The 17,368-nt window shown below is 38.4% G+C and carries 18 protein-coding genes; 10 read left to right on the forward strand and 8 right to left on the reverse strand.

Going from position 1 to position 17,368, the window contains the following annotated elements:
• Positions 1-96: 96 nt before the first annotated feature.
• Entirely contained in the window at positions 97-1,824 is a 1,728-nt protein-coding gene (locus JFC10_RS14355) for a hypothetical protein (protein WP_198333423.1), read from the reverse strand.
• Positions 1,825-2,169: 345 nt separating this feature from the next.
• Here JFC10_RS14355 and JFC10_RS14360 point away from each other — a divergent pair, with 345 nt between their 5' ends.
• The gene (locus JFC10_RS14360) at positions 2,170-2,802 is read left to right on the forward strand and encodes a recombinase family protein (RefSeq protein WP_198333424.1); all 633 of its coding nucleotides are present in this window, start codon (positions 2,170-2,172) and stop codon (positions 2,800-2,802) included.
• A 269-nt stretch (positions 2,803-3,071) separates the two neighbouring features.
• On the opposite strand, the gene JFC10_RS14365 is transcribed toward JFC10_RS14360, so the two are convergent.
• Positions 3,072-4,028, reverse strand: coding sequence for an alpha/beta hydrolase family protein (locus JFC10_RS14365; protein ID WP_198333425.1), 957 nt, complete (start codon positions 4,026-4,028; stop codon positions 3,072-3,074).
• Positions 4,029-4,558: 530 nt separating this feature from the next.
• Here JFC10_RS14365 and JFC10_RS14370 point away from each other — a divergent pair.
• Both JFC10_RS14370 and JFC10_RS14375 read left to right on the forward strand, forming a co-directional pair.
• A complete protein-coding gene (locus JFC10_RS14370; protein WP_227522865.1) occupies positions 4,559-5,035 on the forward strand; it encodes a CinA family protein in 477 nt (158 codons plus the stop codon).
• A gap of 77 nt (positions 5,036-5,112) precedes the next feature.
• On the forward strand, positions 5,113-5,436 hold the full coding sequence (locus JFC10_RS14375; protein WP_101204338.1) for a hypothetical protein: 324 nt from the start codon (positions 5,113-5,115) through the stop codon (positions 5,434-5,436).
• A 194-nt stretch (positions 5,437-5,630) separates the two neighbouring features.
• Here JFC10_RS14375 and JFC10_RS14380 read toward each other — a convergent pair whose 3' ends face one another.
• The 3 genes from JFC10_RS14380 to JFC10_RS14390 all read right to left on the reverse strand — a co-directional run bounded on the left by JFC10_RS14380 (position 5,631) and on the right by JFC10_RS14390 (position 7,353).
• Complete coding sequence (locus tag JFC10_RS14380) at positions 5,631-5,912, reverse strand: CsbD family protein (protein WP_443509736.1); 282 nt, start codon at positions 5,910-5,912, stop codon at positions 5,631-5,633.
• Positions 5,913-6,694: 782 nt separating this feature from the next.
• Entirely contained in the window at positions 6,695-7,105 is a 411-nt protein-coding gene (locus JFC10_RS14385) for a hypothetical protein (RefSeq protein WP_227686024.1), read from the reverse strand.
• Positions 7,078-7,353: an excalibur calcium-binding domain-containing protein gene (locus JFC10_RS14390; protein WP_068408089.1), complete on the reverse strand. Its 276-nt coding sequence runs from the start codon at positions 7,351-7,353 to the stop codon at positions 7,078-7,080. Before JFC10_RS14390 ends, JFC10_RS14385 begins: the two co-directional genes overlap by 28 nt.
• A gap of 220 nt (positions 7,354-7,573) precedes the next feature.
• On the opposite strand from JFC10_RS14390, the gene JFC10_RS14395 reads away from it, so the two are divergent.
• Positions 7,574-8,080 carry a plasmid replication DNA-binding protein gene (locus JFC10_RS14395; protein ID WP_198333427.1) on the forward strand — a complete coding sequence of 169 codons (507 nt, stop codon included), beginning with the start codon at positions 7,574-7,576 and terminating at the stop codon, positions 8,078-8,080.
• A gap of 24 nt (positions 8,081-8,104) precedes the next feature.
• Here JFC10_RS14395 and JFC10_RS14400 read toward each other — a convergent pair whose 3' ends face one another.
• Both JFC10_RS14400 and JFC10_RS14405 read right to left on the reverse strand, forming a co-directional pair.
• Positions 8,105-9,034, reverse strand: coding sequence for a replication initiation protein (locus tag JFC10_RS14400; protein ID WP_198333428.1), 930 nt, complete (start codon positions 9,032-9,034; stop codon positions 8,105-8,107).
• A gap of 442 nt (positions 9,035-9,476) precedes the next feature.
• On the reverse strand, positions 9,477-11,642 hold the full coding sequence (locus tag JFC10_RS14405) for a MobA/MobL family protein (RefSeq protein ID WP_198333429.1): 2,166 nt from the start codon (positions 11,640-11,642) through the stop codon (positions 9,477-9,479).
• A 287-nt stretch (positions 11,643-11,929) separates the two neighbouring features.
• Here JFC10_RS14405 and JFC10_RS14410 point away from each other — a divergent pair, with 287 nt between their 5' ends.
• From JFC10_RS14410 to JFC10_RS14435, 6 genes are all read left to right on the forward strand, one after another.
• A complete protein-coding gene (locus tag JFC10_RS14410; RefSeq protein ID WP_198333430.1) occupies positions 11,930-12,448 on the forward strand; it encodes a hypothetical protein in 519 nt (172 codons plus the stop codon).
• A 251-nt stretch (positions 12,449-12,699) separates the two neighbouring features.
• On the forward strand, positions 12,700-13,155 hold the full coding sequence (locus JFC10_RS14950; RefSeq protein WP_198333431.1) for a type IV pilin protein: 456 nt from the start codon (positions 12,700-12,702) through the stop codon (positions 13,153-13,155).
• Complete coding sequence (locus JFC10_RS14420; RefSeq protein ID WP_198333432.1) at positions 13,149-13,643, forward strand: pilus assembly FimT family protein; 495 nt, start codon at positions 13,149-13,151, stop codon at positions 13,641-13,643. The genes JFC10_RS14950 and JFC10_RS14420 overlap by 7 nt, the downstream gene beginning before the upstream one ends.
• Positions 13,621-14,049, forward strand: coding sequence for a prepilin-type N-terminal cleavage/methylation domain-containing protein (locus JFC10_RS14425; RefSeq protein WP_198333433.1), 429 nt, complete (start codon positions 13,621-13,623; stop codon positions 14,047-14,049). Before JFC10_RS14420 ends, JFC10_RS14425 begins: the two co-directional genes overlap by 23 nt.
• Entirely contained in the window at positions 14,046-14,693 is a 648-nt protein-coding gene (locus JFC10_RS14430; protein ID WP_198333434.1) for a hypothetical protein, read from the forward strand. The genes JFC10_RS14425 and JFC10_RS14430 overlap by 4 nt, the downstream gene beginning before the upstream one ends.
• Before the next feature lie 12 nt (positions 14,694-14,705).
• Positions 14,706-17,012 carry a hypothetical protein gene (locus tag JFC10_RS14435; RefSeq protein ID WP_198333435.1) on the forward strand — a complete coding sequence of 769 codons (2,307 nt, stop codon included), beginning with the start codon at positions 14,706-14,708 and terminating at the stop codon, positions 17,010-17,012.
• Between the two features lie 107 nt (positions 17,013-17,119).
• Here the strand turns inward: JFC10_RS14435 and JFC10_RS14440 are convergent.
• Positions 17,120-17,368: transposase (locus tag JFC10_RS14440; RefSeq protein ID WP_198333436.1), on the reverse strand; the 249-nt coding region annotated here is incomplete at its 5' end.

Below are 17,368 nucleotides of genomic sequence, written 5' to 3' on the forward strand. Positions count from 1 at the left end.
CAGATTGGTTAGTCATTGCTTATTCTCCTGTTAGTGGATTATAAGCAGTTACACAGAGTTTGGGAAAGGCTCCTAGAGGCTCTTACATACTATTGTTTACCATAGTTGATTAGCTTCGAAAATATTTTGGTTTACTGTTTGCGCTATATAGTCAATATCGAATTTACGCTTGTCTTCAGGTAGACGAAGTACTCTCGGCAGACGAGTGACGCCTAGCTCTCCATCTGCTAGGGCATAATGTCTGTACTCTTTGTTTATAATTTCATCACATTCAAATTCAATATATACCATGCCTCTTTTTTGATTCTTGGCCATGCGGACGATTGATATAAAAACCTCTTTCTTAAGATTCAGCTTTTCTTTATTGATTTCCTCTAGTGTATATCTAGGTTTTCTCCCTAACGCAACTTTTTTCCAAAAGCTTCCTTTCTCTTTAATTTCATAGTAATTATCAAGCTCACTTTCTAGCTGTTCAGCTTCTTTTATAAACTCTTTGGCATCCTGTAGTTCTTGTTGGAGTTTGTGAAGTGGGTCTCCCATAGCTTCTGAACGCTCTTCGATACTTAACTCTTGAGAAAAAATAAAGTCATGCGATTTCTTGAGTAGAACTCTTAAAGCCATTAATTTAGCTAGTAGAATATCGCTACTAGGAGAATGCATGACTAAAGGCTGTAATCTGAAATCATGCATACTTTCTATCATTTCTTGAATTAATTTATCTAAATGGTAAATGAGGTAGTCTTGATCCTCTCTACTATTAAGGATATTTTGAATTCTAGGTAGTTTCTGAAGTATTAACACAGAAGCTTGTTTTTCATAAGTGATCATACGCTCTTTTATAATGACTTCTGTAGTGCCCCCCACTTGCTCTAACCGTTCTTTTAGTAAGGGTTTTAAATAACTCTTTTCTAGGCTACGAATTTCATTGATAAAGTCTAGAAGCGTATCAGGTGCTCCTAGGTCAAGGGTATAAAATCGACTCATCCATAGTGAGCAATCAGATAGGTATTTTAAATCACTCATATTATATTTTTTGATAACAATATGGGTCAGATAAATATATTCATTAACTCCATTACCACTACTATCTTCGTGAAGGAATCGTCGAAAAGAGTAGGGATTTTTACCCACCTCATCTGTACTTCCAATCACAAACCAATATTTCAAACCTTCTACGACAAAAAAATTCCTACCTTCACCTTCATCTCTAATGAAAGCAGGTATATAAGTAAATTTCTGGAAATCTGTGTCTGATGAATCCCACTTTCGAAAGTCTTGGTCTTGTACTTTCTGCTTAATAAAAACCTCTTTTAAATATGCTTTGACCATATCGGAGTCAAGTTTACGAAGACCAGGAGAGATTTTGAGTTCAACGGTATCTATCCAATATGCTAGATCATATAAGAAAGCTATTTTTATTCTATTACGATTTTTTTGTTCGTAGAGTAATCCTCTTGTATTTAAATTATCTAAATAACCAAAAATCGCTTCAATTTCATCAGCAAGCTGTACAGCATCATAGTACTGAGAACGTGAATTAATGATTTTGAACATATCATCTGCTACAGATAATAAACCGTTATGAGTACTTTGAATATCTCCTACAGTCTCTTGTAGAGTGGCAGGGCGACGATGTTTCAATCTACCGTTGGCATCAAGAGAAATACCTCGAGGTTTTAATATCTTTAAATACAGGCTGTTTTGGCTCTCGCTATCTAAGTCAGGGAGGATGCTATAAATAACCTCTCGCCAATTAGGAGTTAGACTAGGGTCTATTGATTTCAATTTATAAAGTTGATACTCAGAAAGATCACTTATATTCACGAATACTCCACCCCTAATAAAATTCATCTTATAAAAGTCAAAAACAGGTTAACTAAAAAGCTTTAATAGGATGAATTGCGACAATATTCCAAAAAATGCAAAGTATAATAGTGCACTCAAAACAAAGGTACAGTTGTAAACTAGTAACGGAAAAGCAAACTTAAGTTAATATGATAACAACACGCAAGCTGGAAAAAATAAAAATATAGACCAAGCTATCTATAGCCTAGTTCTATATCGTATACCCTAGCGGAACCAGTCATTTAACCCTTTAAACCTATTAACAGACCACTTAAAACAGACTGCTATAATGGAACCACTTATAACAGACTATTTTAGGTGTTTATGTTTATTAGAGCGTATCTACGAGCGTCTACCAAAGAGCAAGATGCTAAGCGTGCCAAAAATGAGCTTATAGCATTTGCCAACGATCATGGCCACAAAATTGCCGCCTTCTATGTCGAAAATGAATCAGGAGCTATCTTGGCGCGACCCAAGCTTATGCAACTGATTGAAGATGCCCATAAGGGCGATATTATCTTAGTTGAGCAGATTGATCGCTTGGCGCGTTTGAACCAAGCTGATTGGGATACGCTAAAAAGAATGCTATCAGAGAAAAAGCTCTCTATCGTATCAAAAGAGCTGCCGACCTCATATATGGCGCTTCAATCTGAAAGCAGTACAGAATTTATGAGCAGTGTATTGCAGGCCATTAACTCGATGATGCTGGATATGCTCGCAGCCATTGCTCGAAAAGATTATGAAGAACGCCGTAACCGTCAGATGCAAGGTATTGCTCGTGCTAAGGCAGAAGGTAAGTATTCAGGACGTAGGAAAGATACGGAAAAGCGCAAGATCATCGCTAGTCTGCTCAAATCAGGTCATAGCTATTCTGATATTCAAAAAATGACCAAGTGCTCACGGCATCTGATCGCTGATGTAGCCAAGGAAAGACCGAAGATGCTCAGTACTCATTAAGTGGTTCCACTACAGCAGTCTACTATGAGTAGTCTATTAATTGATTAATGAGCCTTTTCAGATGGTTCCGCTGGGATATACCCGAAATAAACATATTCATTACAGGCTAAGGACACACCCTAGATGTTCTCAGCTTAATAATTTTTAATCACGTAATTTATATTCAAAATACTGCCAAAACTATTGAACAGCGATTAAAAAATGGGACGGCTACCTCAAATGATAAGTTATTTGAGATAGCTGTCTCGCTGAATAAAGAAAGATAGCATTTAAGCTGCATTAACCCAGTCAACAGCCATCTGCCATAGCTCAGGGGCTTTTGTATTTGTTCGGCGGCTGAAATAAAGCATATGACCTATATTATCAACACCAAATTCTTTAGGATCGAAAAAGCGTTTTTCTACCGGCATCTGACTGAACACTCGTATCATGTCATCCATGTTTTTGCTGTTGGCGATGTCGTCATCGCTAAAGCCTAACCATAGTGATTTTATGGCAATGTCGTCATAAAAATGTGTGTGTATACTTTTACCAAATGCCGTTTTGATATAACCTTCGCCATTGCACCACTCGCGCCATTGACGAGCGACATGCTTAGGTAAATTCTCACCCATACCCACTTTATCTGAAGCGGTATACCCTAACATGAGGTTGTTTAGTGGAATAAATATGTCCATAAAAAACTTAGCTTTAAGCTTATAAGGCGTCTTCATATTTTTAATGCAACCTGATGAACAAGCGACATTAAATACTGAGGCGATAGACTCATAATTCGGCATCAAGCCGATCAGTTGACCGCCCGCGCTATGACCAATCAAATGATAAGAAGCGTCGGCAAACTCATCTTGCAAGGCATCGAGCACGGCTGGCATATCATAGCGTCCCCAACTTATTAATGAGGCGTTAGATTTTGCTAGATCAGTAGTAAGCGAGTCACCAATACCTTCATTATCAAAAGTCAGGACACCAAAGCCATGTTCTGCTAAGTAAGTGGCAAAGTTATGATAAAACTGACGTTTAATACCTGTTGCAGGTGCCACCATAACCGCTTTTTTTACCGCACTTCTAGGGCGATACACCGTTGCTGCCAGCGCTTGACTGCGATCGGTCATGATGCTCAGTGAATAAGTTTCTATCTCAGTCTTGATATCAGCGCCAGTAGTTGCTTCTATAATATCGCCTTGTGGCTTTAGGTTTTCAAAAGATGATGAGAGCGTGTCGTCCATAAACATACCTTAATATTCCTTTGTTTTTATTGATCCATTTCATTAGCAATGATTGACTACAACGTGCGATGATTCAGTAATATTTAAAGCTGAAAACATACTAACTGAATCGTAATAAATCATTGCTAAGGCGTGGTAGCAGTACTCATATTAAAAGAGATGCTAGTAAGGAGGTTGATTAAGTATGACTTTCAAGTTCTATATTTTTTGGATTAATATTACCAGTAATACACTGAATTCATTGAACTATGCTGACAATATCGTTAACAACATAAAAATATGTATAGTAGGTAAACCATGAAGTACGCTGTCACTATTTCGGTGAGTTAAAACATTGATATCATTAGCCTACAGCCGAATATTCAAGTCCTCACTAGGGTACCGAACCAAGAAAAGAGCTTGAGTGGCTCGCTATAAGTAGGCTTAATTAAAAAATACTGTTACGTAAATTCATCACTACATGAATTGAATCTTAAATAGGATCGTACTGTAATAGTCTTGATTGTTCTAATGCTAATATGGAGGGCGTTGTGACTGATAGCTGTGCTAAGTTGTTGGCAGATAAGCAATTGACTATAGTCTTCATTGAAAGCGCGACCGCGGGCTATCTAGCACATCGCTTTTCTATGAGTCCTTATTCAGGCGATATATTAATGGGCGGCTTGGTATGCTATGACGTTGCGATAAAAAAGAACGTGTTAAATATATCGAGCCAATTAATTGCTGAGTGTACACCTGAATCCTTAGAAGTCACCCAAGAACTGGTTAATAAGTCTAAGACCATGTTTGAAGCCGACTTATATGTGGCTTGTACAGGACTATTAACGTCTGGAGGCTCTGAAACTAAGGATAAGCCTGTCGGTACGTTTTTTTATTGCATTGGTTATAAAGATGAGCTGTATGATTTTCGCAGTATCTGTCAAGGCGCCCCTGAGCAAAAGCTACGCAGCATCAATAGTCTTATTTGTAAGAGTATTATAGAGGTTGTAAATCGCCATACTGACTAATTTAAAATCTTATTATTTAGGGCTTTAGCCCATCCTCTATGTTTTTTGTTGCTAGAAACTATAATAAGGATATTAAAATGAAAACATCAGTACCTATTAAATCGCTTCAAAATAAACTATGGATAGTATTTTTGGTGAGTTTCTTTGGTCTCAGCGCTTGCAGCAGTGAGACAGAAGAGCCGGCTCCTAATACAGAATCTAGCGAAATGACACCTGTGCAAACAGCGACCGAGGCTGACGATCAAACCCCTGCTCCTACAGAGGAGGTAGAAGGTGCAGGTGGTACAGCATACTATTCTAGTAATGGGAGTGTAGAAAATGACCAAAAGACGGATGATACGGTTACTGTTAATGAAAATAACTCGAACTTAGATCAAACACCAGCAGATGGAGTGCAGTAAGTATGAGAAAGCGCGCAATCCATTAAGTATTAATATCAATAGCTCACGCTATGTGTTCAAGTTTAACTAAAAAACCGTACTTATTAAGCGTCTCATCTTTACTTACATAATTAGCAGAATTGACTAAAAAAGCCCGTGACCATAGTCACGGGCTTTTTATATTTTTAGAGTCTAATTATTTAGACACAGGGTAATCAATAGTTGTTTTGTGTACGCCACTCATCTACATCACGTTCAGCATCTTCTTTTGAATGACCATAACGCTCTTGGACACGCCCAACTAGCTTGTCACGGTCACCTTCGATATGAGTGAGATCGTCATCTGTTAAATCTCCCCATTTTTGTTTTACTGAACCTTTGAGTTGGTTCCATTCGCCTTTTAGGGTTTGATTATTCATATCATTATCATCCATTTTTTGATTGTCTTTGTACTGCTCATCCATACTTTGTTCGTTCAAATCTTGATTGTCCATCATGGTTTTCCTTTTCCATTTATGAGCTTTTAAATCAACGCATCTATATCAAGAACAAGCTCATCCATCTTTTATTTTTTTTATTGATGGATAGGCTATCAGCAGTTTTTAAGCTTTAAGCTGACATATCTAATATAAAGATACACAATTGGACTGTCTGTACAACGAATGTTTAAAGTATTGCTGAGCTATTATTAAGTCTACCAATTTGTTATGACGGTATAAGTTATGATTCGGACCGGACTGTTAGTTATAAGAAAAGTCTTTAATTAAAAAAGACTATAAGATTGGTTCTAGTGTCAGAGCTGGGAGACGCTCTTACTAAACCACTCTGAAATTTCCTGAGACTTAACATTCTGAGAAGGTATAAAAAACCCTTTCGTTAAATCGTATAATGGGCGTTATGACAAATGATTTTAGACAGAAAAAGCCAATCTACTAGATGGCTTTTTTAGAGAGTTCTTGGACAGGTAGAGCGACTTATCGAAAGTAAGCCCATTAAGGATTACTACAGTCAATTAGAAAAATCTAGTCACGACTATAGTGCTCAAGACGAGGATTAAAACGCTCACTCCTAAAGCTCGTAGAACAAATTCCTTGTTGCTCATAACCGCCCTCGCATCATTCTTTATTGTTAATATCTACTTTATACTTTATCTATCCATTATTGTAAATGACTCTTTAAAATACCATCAAAAAGTACATTGAGCGAACCTATCCAGTATTATTATTTTGTATATGAATAATTTAATCAATTATGATGACACCCACATGGGAAACCGAACTTAATAATTCGCAAGCTCATCCTCTTGCTCATCACACACTCTCAACCCAATTTGTACGGCTTCACTAAGGTCAGCCCCTTCTTTGACACTATAAGGCACATTTGGCGTCAAACGACTTAGCTTTAAGCCATCTACCGCTGCTTCGTTAAGCGGTATACCAACGTAAGATTCATCGGTGTAACCCTTAGGATGAAAAAACACCTCACGACCAAAGGAAGGATTTGAGGCACACGCAATCTCACCCTCAGGCACTGTAAACGGATAAGGTGTTGTGTAATCTTTACTCCATGTCTGCTCACTCACTACGATATAGCCTGAACCATACAGATCATCTTCTGTATTGCCTGAGCTGCACCCAATCATAACGATAGACGCTACTGCAATTAACCACCTGGACATATTGATTCGCATGGTACGCCGTCCTTATCACGGTCTAGCTTGGTATTTCCACATTTGAGTGCTTGTTTGGCTTGTTCACAGCTAACCATCTGCCCACAAGTGCGCGGTAAGCCTTTGCATTGAGAGCCGCCAGCACCTTTAGCAAACAACGGATGCTCTACCTCAACATCACTATAAAATGGATTATCAGTGACTGTAACTGCTGCCTGAGAAGATAAGGCAAAGAGAGATAACGCCATACTTAGAATAAATTTTTTCATAGAACCTTCTTTCTTTAATACCCAAAACACTGCTTTCAAGCATTAATAATACCCTATATTTGTTCAATAAAGTGAGTGCTATATAACTAACCGTCTGATTTACACAGCAGTTTATTTATAATTTGCCTGATAGACGGGTTAGTGCCATAGTTGTTCACTGAACGTTCTGGACAGTTGTACTGTACAGTTTCTAAAAACGTACTTGAACACTAGGTGAACAATGAACATATCGGTGACAAAAGCGGCAAAAGAATGGGGTGTATCAAGAACCACGATCTATCAGAAGGTCAATGATGGTGAGCTTTCTAGAACAGCAGATAAGAAAATAGACGTTTCAGAAATGTTGCGCGTGTTTGGTGAGCCAATTTCTAAAAAACGTACTGAACGTTCAGTGGACACTGTTCAAAGTACACCACTGAACAGTCAAAGTGTTCAGTACAATACAGACATTGAACACCTATTAGCGCTTGAAAAGCTCAAGAATGAACACCTCAGCCAACAAGTAAGCGATCAAAAAAAGTTAATTGAAAATTATCAGCAGCAGATAGCACAGCTGAACAAAACGCTGGATAAAGCCAACGCCAGTATCCAGGATTTCGCACAAGTAAGACTGTTAGAGTTTAAGCAAGCTGAAATGAGCGATGAGCCGCCACTTGCACAAGAGCAAGAAAAAGAAGATGATTCAATCGTCGCGACGGCTAAGAAGAAAAAACGGTGGTTCTTTTGACTTTAACGGATATTTGAAAAAACATTAGTGTTTAATCTTTGGTAGATAGCTCTCTAAAGCCTTATTAGGCTTGTTAAAACTTTCAGGCTCTCGCTGTATGATATTAATCATTTCGCGCTTAAATGCCTCAGTCTGCATTTTGCCGTCATAACTTAGGCTTGGATGGTTGTTATAGTCATTCATAAACTGCACGTTATCAACGATAGACTGTATGGTAGCTTGTGACAGGGTGCCGTCTGCACTGGTTAGCTTGTCTAATGTTTTCCGATGGAATTTGAGCGTTAGGCCCTCGTAACCTTTGCCTCTACTTTTTTTATGGTACTCAACAGTAATTTTATAGTTTGTACTCTCATTTACCTCATCTATAGCAGTCTCAATCACACGCTCTCTAAGCTGTCCAAATTGCTTATACTTACCTTTAATGCCCATAACATAGCGAAAATCGTCTAAATCCATAGATTTAGTATATTGGTACTGACCTACCCAACAAACAATTAATTCATATAAGCGCATAGAGTGAATACTTGAGAGCTCAGACACCTCCATCAGCCTATATTTTGTGAAGTTAGCTTTTAGCTGTGTCAAATAAGGCAGTACATCCTCTGCAAATGTTATTGTTATCTGTTCTCCATTGGGGTCGTAAAGAACACCGCTAACAAAGCGAGTACGAAGCGTTTTATTATCCTCCAGTGCTATCAGTACCTCCCTATCAAAAAGCCGATTACTAGCTTGCTCTAAATCTCTAAAAGCATTCTTCTTGGTGCTATCGGTATAGAATATTTTTGCTACTTCCTCAACTGTCACCGTAAACTTGGTTTGCTTAGTAATATTTGGCGCATCAGGTCTACTGTCAATACGACTAATACAAGTCAGTAATAACTGCTTTTCTTTAGTAGTCATGGTATAAGCTGCTAGAACAAGCTCATTGGATTGTACGACTAGATTGTTTTCCATATTTTTTTCGAATCCTTGCTTAATCTACTGTTATTTCCAATAATAACTAAGATTCACTTTAGCATATAAAACTACAAATAATATCAGTATTTTTTTGTTGTGTTTATTCTACTCATTTTGTGTTTATTCTACTCATTTTGTGTTTATTCTACTCATTTTGTGTTTATTCTACTCATTTTGTGTTTATTCTACTCATTTTGTGTTTATTCTACTCATTTTGTGTTTATTCTACTCATTTTGTGTTTTTTCTCTTTGTAAGCTATTGATTTTAAAGGTGAAAAAAGGCTCTTAAACAGGAGTAAACAGGAGTAAACAGGATCAAATAAAAACCCTTAAAGAAACGGGTGATAAATTTTTTTGGGATAAGTGAAAAATCATCACTTAAACCACGTAGCTTGCCTAAGCAATTTATTCCTTAGTAACGGTTCTTTTGAGGTTTCAATTAAGGACTAAATCCTCGGCTAGGTGAATGGGTTTTATTAACCTGATGTTGGTATGACTCTAAACCGCCCTGTAATGCTTTGTGTTGGCTTTCAGACAGATCTTTACCATATTGCTCAGTAAACGTCTCTAAAGTGGCTTTAAGAGCCTCTGAGTAGGTTTTACGCTGGGTTGTTGGTAGTGAGTTAACCTCACGCAACGCAAACTTAAACTGCTGACAGGTTTTATTCAAGGTATCTGCTAAGTGTTCTTTAGCAACGTCTCTTGCCTCAGCTGGGTAGTTATCTCGATTGATATAATCCGTTAACCCTTTGGTATAGCTGAATGATGAGATGATGTCCCGAGTCATTCTGCCAACCTCTCCTGCACTACCACCTAACTTGTCGATGATACTGCTATTAAATGCCGTTCGTTTTTGATCGATATTGTCTCTGAAATCTATAAAATGCTTGGTAAGCGCTAGATACTGCTCACGTTCAGCGTTAGGATCACGCAACAGCTTGATGATGGATTTGTTGTTCTCAACCAGCGTGTGATCAAAACGTTTGGCCACTTGGCGTAAGTGCGCGGTAAATTCCACCGCTTTATCGTGGTCCTCAATACCATGGTGCTGTGCAAACTCGTTGAGTAGTGCCACTTGCCGCTGATCAAATTTATCAGGGGCGTCATCCGCGGTTTCTCCTTGCGCCCATCTGATAGCCATATCATCACGATGACGTTGTATTAAGCGCATGGCTAGGTGCAGCTTCATACGTTCAACATACTCAAAGATTCTCTCATCTTTGTGACGGTTTGCTCGAGTGTCTCGATCAATTTGTCCTTCTTGTCGATCAAGTCGAGCAGCTCTTGCTCGTCGTGCTGCGTCATCGAAGGGGTTGGGGGCTGGTCTTGCACTTCGCTCAGTTGCTTTGTTAATTTCAATATTTGACTTTCCGATAGCTTCAGTGATTCCCTCAATTGCTTGTTTTGTGTCGTCAATTCGTTGTGTGAGCTTATTGTTTTCTTGTTTTGTGTCATTAATTCTTTGTTTTGTGTCATCACATCGCTTTGGTAGGTTTTCGCATCGTTTAGCTGCCCAAGCAATGCCTGATTTTGCCTCTTCAACGCATCGTTTTGTGTCGTCAACTCGAATTGCCGTTCTATTATTTTGTTCTGTGCAGTACGTAATGTGAGGTTCTGAGCTTCCAGAGAGTTGTTTTGCAAAATCAGCTCGTTGTTTTGTGCCTCCAATGCTGCCAGGTAGTCTTGCATTTTTCTCAGTTGCCCAAGCAAGTCCTTTTCTAAGTGCGCTAATTCGTCGCTCATTGTCTGCCTCCTGTTTGATATGGTTGTCAGCCACCAATTTGTTGCGTGCTTTGATGGCGCGGTTGGTATTACCTTTTTCGGTCGTGATGCCTCGGCGCTCCATGGCCGTTGCTTCCACGCCCATTTTAATAGTGGGCTGCTGATCAAGCCCCTGATCCCTGTAACTGCGCGCATCCATCAGCGGTAGATGATATTCGGCCAATACCTTATTGGCAGTATCTACCCACATCTCCCGAATACGCTTAATCTCCTGCATCGATGACGGCAGATCATGCGCCTTACGTTTTTTATTAGACCACTCAAACGGGGTCTTAAGCTTTGGATCAAACGCCAAGGTTTTATTAGCTCCAACAAGAGGCGCTCGAGTAGTGACTAAAATATGCGCGTGAAAATTACGGGGATCAGGGTTCTCCTCACCCTCACGCAAATACTTAGAACTTGGTGGTACATCAGGATCGAATGGCAACTTCATCACCGGACGATGGATACACACATCCGCAATCACATCCATATCGTCGCAAAGCTTTTGGGCAAAGTTGATAGCCAATGAATGGCGCTCTTCCTCAGACAACTCATGAGGCAAATTAACCAGCCACTCACGCGCTACCCGACTGTCCGAACGGGTCTCTGCCGCTTCAGCGGTATTCCAAAGCGTCTCCCGATCCACACTCACACCCAGCGCCTTTAATGAAAATGGTAAAACGATATCGCTACTCATCACACCAGACTTTTTACTATAGTCATGGGTCTTGCCATATTTGGCATCATCAAGCACATCGCCAGCACGATAGGCTGCCGACGCCACCGCCGACTGTCCTGCTTTTCGAGAAATTGCCTTTGTCGCAATATGTACCATCGTCATAAAGAGCCACCTGCCATTTTTGCTTTTGCACACCACCGCTTTTCGTGGTGTGCGGGGTTTGGGGTTTCCCCAACGAAGAAGGATTCAAAATTAAGAATAGTAACGAAGTGGATAGATTGAATTTTGAGTCGTTACTTCGCCCTTAGTCAGGGAGACGCCACCATTAAATAATAAACTAAAATAGTTTAGGGTTTGGATGTGGTTGTGTTAAAGCTTATCACAAGTAATTGAATGATAGTAAGGTGCTTGCTATGCTAAGTGAGATATTGTTTATAAAAGGAAATGTTATGTTAGCGAACAATAATAAAGCGCCTATGTCTATTTTTGATAGTCAAGACTCTAATGAGTTAAAAGAACGTCAACGGTTAGAAGAATTAAAACGCCAAGCTAAGGTTCAGCAAGTAAAGTTAGATAAGCGACTGAACAAGCAGAAAATTTTGATGGGGGCATTTTTAGGTCAGGTATTGGCAACTGATGGTGAGAGCGAGCAGATGATTCGAGAGTATTTTGCGATTCATTTTCCAGATTTTTTAACGAGAAAATCGGATAAAGAATTGTTTAAAAGTATGATTGAAAGTTTGGGTGGCGATGTGGGCTTGGGTGAGGAAGAGAGTCCATTTGTAGCCAACGCAAAAGAAAATAATCAAGAGGCGGTTGATCAAAATATAGGACTTGAAAATAATCAGCCTAGGAGTAGTCACCAAACGCAATCTGACTCTATGGCTAATTATGTGGAACAAGATTCGCTACTAGATGATAATAGTTATGCTACTGGTGTAAATAATCCAAACTATCATGGGCAATAGGTTATGTTTATTGAAGAGCATAAAGCTGCGTAACTAAAATCTCCCAATTTTAGGTGTACGGATTTGACGGCCGAGCTCAAGGGATCAAACATCTTATCCACTGTCCTAAATTAGTTGACCACTACACCTTCTATAGATAGTAAACTATAGTGTGCGCTGCTGATCCTATCTGAAGTATCTCTCAGTATGTTTGCTGTGGCTCGCTTTCTAATGTTGCAGATGATTCATGCTCCCTATATTGGACTAGCTATATGTATAAAGATTTCAGGATAAATTCGAATAACGCTTCCGGATTCACTCTTGTAGAGCTAATGATTACTGTTGCTATCGTTGCAATTTTGGCGGCAATAGCATTACCCTCATATCAAAATTATGTAAAGAGAGCCAATATTAAAGCTGCTCAAACAGATCTTATTTCTTTAAGTTTAGTTTTCGAAAACTATTATCAACGAAACTTATCCTATCCTGATGAAGATTATACGAATACAACTGCACTTATGGCAGATAAAGCATTTCCACAATGGTCACCTAGTAAAATTGATACTTTTAATTTTTCAAGTAAGGCTTTAAATCTAGATAATGGAAAAGGATATACATTAATTGCTACAGCAAAAGATTCTAGCAATCTTAAAGGTTGTGATTTGAAAATTGATAATACTAATAAACAAACTGCGACAACGAGCTGTGATGGTAAGACCACATGGTAAGCTTTGGATTGCAAGAGGATGGTGTTAGCCTTATAGAGCTTATGGTCACCATTACTATCTTATCAATCTTAGTGCTAGCTGGCACTTCATTAACTGGTTTATGGTCTAAGCAAGCTGAATTAGATAAGGCTACGATGTCTTTAAAAAGTGCAATGAGCTTGTCTAGATCTATAGCTATTCGTAATCAATTTGCCAAAAATATGAATGACACTGCAAGCCAAATGTGTTTTGATGCCACTAATAAGGAAATTACAGTACACAAAGCTACAGCTACAGCTACAGGATCGGCTAGTTGTGGTAGTCCTATTGTATTCAGCTATCCACTAAGCCCAACCATTGACATTAAAAATACTAATAATACTAATTTTAACTGTTTCGCTTTCAATAGTTTTGGCCGAATTATGAGTGTCAATGCAGGAAACTGTAAAAACAACGTAGCGCTTACTATAAGTAATGGGTCTCTCAATGAAACACTTATTCTTAATTAAGAAAAGTCAAAGAGGTGTTGGCTTGTTGGAAGCACTTATTGCGGTCGCTTTATCGAGCATTGTTATACTAGGAGGTGTATACAGTATGAGCCGCATGCTTGTAAGTCAGCAGCAAAATAACCTGCAATACATCGTGATCAATGACTTACGTACCAAACTGCAAAGTGCAACGGCCAAAGAAAGAGAAGATTGGTGTGCAGGTGGACTGCCGCCGCCTACTATTACTCTTCCCAAGCAAGAGGACCCTATTAATATAACAGTAACTTGTAAGAAAGTGGGTATCAGTATTATCAACTCTAACCCAACTTATAATAGACCAATCCCAGATGTATCGCTGGCCATTAAATTTGAAATAAATGAAGCCTCTCTAGGTGAGAAGATCACAGTAGGAGAAGCGTTAGAATGAAGTCTCAGTTAGGCACAACTTTAATTAGCTTATTGATAGGCTTGCTGATAGCAATGCTATGTATTATTGCTGTACTTAGCTCATATCGTACGATAGTTAAAACTGGTGTTGAATCCCGTGTGGCCGCTACACATGATACTCAGTTGCAGACGGGATTAACCACTGCCCAGATTTTTCTACAGAATGCAGGTTTCGGCTTAGAAGGTTTAAATAACCTATACCTATCGCCCGAAGCAAATATCAAAGTTGAATCTCAATTGGTATCTGCTTTGTTATGGCGTTATAAAGATGGTACTAATATAATCTGTCAGGGTCTTGCTGATATTAAAAGTTCAGATAATAAAAAAAGAAGATTTGTTTTGTTAAAGAGTGATCCTACTACTTGTAATGAAACATCAGATTTAAACGAATTTACATGGAAAATACAAAGTACTCTAGCTAATTTAGAGGATTACTCCACAGATCAATCTAATCCAAAGCAGGTTACCTTTACAGAACCACCATCTATGCCTTGCACTCCCTTTGGGGCAGGAAATGATTCTACACATCCTTTAATTACTATTACTGCACAAACAAGCACGCAAAAAATTGCAGACCTGAAAACAGTAAAAGTGCCTGTCTGTCTTTTAAATATTGCTTCTTAATGAGTAAAACTAATGACAATAGAAAATAAACAGATATCCAGTGCACAGCAAGGGTTTGTGACTGTTCTCATAGTTTTACTCGTTGGCTTAGCAGTTGCAGCCTCAGCTTTAGGCACCGCGTACTATATTAATATGTCTCAAAAAAGCTTGGTCTCAAGTCATGCTTTAACCAATGCCCAATCAGGGGCATGGACGGGTGTAGAAATTCTTAGACAGTATTTAGAGATTTTAGCTAAGGACGGTAGTATTTCATCATTAAACGAAGAAAGCTTCTTATCTCTTAATGTACAAGGTAAAACATGTAATTTACAAAAGGAAGAAGTATGCCCGTTACAAGTAAAAATCATTTCTAGTAAAGAAGTAGGAACGGATTCTAGGCAGTTTCGTGTGACTGCTAATATCCAAAATATTAGTAAGAAATCAGAAGCCTCTTCTACCATACAGGCCGTTTATTATGTCGTCTTGGGAAGTACGGCAACCAGTAATCAGAATGACAAAACTATAAATTCAAACAGCGCATTTGATATTTATACAAACACTACATTAACGGGTGGTGATGTAAAAATATTAACAGATAGTACAAATCCAGCCACAATCAATATTTATGGTAATCTAACAGCCAATAGTACTAATTTAAATATAGACACTTTAAATGTAGATGGAGATGTCACATTTACTGGCGGAAGCAAAAACGTTCGTGAAGTTTATGCAAATGGTAAAGTAAAAATCACTGGACCAGGTTCTGAATTAATCAGTTTGATTTCAGCAGATAGTATAGAAACGACTGGAGGAGGAAATTTTGGTGAATTTTATGCAGACAATTCGATTAATGCAGCATATAGATCATTAAAATCAGCATACTCTAAGAATGGAGATATTACCTTATCTGGTGGAACAGTAGAATTAGCAAGTTCTGGTGGAAAGATAATTCTGAAAAACGGTTCAATTGGAACAGCAACAGCAAAAAACGATATTGACTTGGACGGAATTACACATATCGGTATATTAAAAACTCTGTCAAATATTAATATGTTAAGTAATGCTTTACAGACATTAAAACAAGCAAGTGCTAACAAGAACATTTCTATGAGTATAATAAATAATTTGAATGCTGAACGTATTGTTAGTGCAGGAGATTTAACGTGTGGTAAAGGCTGGGTAGTTCCTTATCTACAAGCTAAAAGTATCAATGGTGACTGTTCCTCATTTGGTATGGAAAATCCAAGTATTACAAATCCTGTATCTGAAAGTGAGATTACAATAAAAGGAAAGCAGAAGCAGATAACGGCACCAACGGCACCAACAGTTTTAGCTACGGATTATGAGTCGTTGGCGAATTTTATATTCGAAGAAGAAAAGATAAACGGCGTTATCTATAAGAAAGTTACTATACAAAATTTAGAAAAAGCTAATGACGTAGATATTAATGGTCAATATTATTTAATGCAAGGTAACTATATTCAGGATCCTATAACTAAAAAATATGTTAGCAATTCTTCATACCAAGGTACAGGCTATTTATGTCCAGTTGCTAAATGGACATCTAGCTCATGCACTGGAGGTATACAAAACCTTTCAAGAATTTATCCGGGCTGGTCAGATGTACGTATTAGCACATCTTGGGATGGGGCTTGGCAACTTAGTAACAATAACGAAGCTGCTGTTTTAAGTAAGATTAATGGCGTTTATAATTCACTACAGTCAAATTTAAATTACCCTGCAATGGCACCGAGTGTAATGTTGTTTAAAGGAAATTTAAAATTCTCACAAGGCATATATATAGGAGCATTTTTAGCAACAGGGAATATAGAAACTGCAAATAGTAGTTCTGTTATTTACTCCCCTTACTACGCTGGTGCACAGTATGTTTGCGATGTATATGAAACAGCTAAAAATCAAAGTGGTGGCCTAGCCGATACTACTAAAGGAAAGTATCGTATGCCAATTAATCTATGTACGAACAAAACAACTTTAAATACATCGAATAATTTTTTAGGCAATATTGCTCTTTTAGCTGGTTCAAAAGACGGAAGTGGAAATTATATTGGTGGTGAAATAAAAACAGCGCAAGCACCTATTTATGGAAATATTATTGCAGGTAGTAAACTAAGCTCAAACGGTACGACATATATTAGAGGTGGAGTTTCTGTTTTAAACTTAGGTGGTGCTCGAGAGTCTACGATGTCGGCTACAGTACAAATTGATCTAACAAAGAAAAAAGATAGTGAAAGCGATACTTTTCAACCAGGAAGCGTAGGAAACCCAGGAATAGGGCAAGCATCACCTATTGCTAAATTAAAATGGGCAAGATATATTTAACCTGAACCGCCCCCGACTTTATCGGAGACTAATTTACTTGAGTCAGATAGTTTAATTCTATTTGATAAGTGTCTTATGGTTGGGAGGGTTACCGTATCAGTAAGCATTTAATCTAAAGGGCAGTTACGGATTGGCATCGACCACTTTTTAGAGGCCTGCTGGGTTGCCAGATATACTACCTTGAATGCTGCCTGATCAGACGGGAACACCTTACGTTTATTCACCGCTGTCCGAATCACGCTGTTTAAAGACTCAATAGCATTGGTGGTATAGATGGCTTTTCTGATGTCTTTAGGATAACCAAAGAACACCGTTAAGCCCTCCCAGTTATTGCGCCAAGACTTGATGACATGCGG

Origin of the sequence: Psychrobacter aquimaris (assembly GCF_016107525.1) — a bacterium.
Lineage (GTDB): Bacteria > Pseudomonadota > Gammaproteobacteria > Pseudomonadales > Moraxellaceae > Psychrobacter > Psychrobacter aquimaris.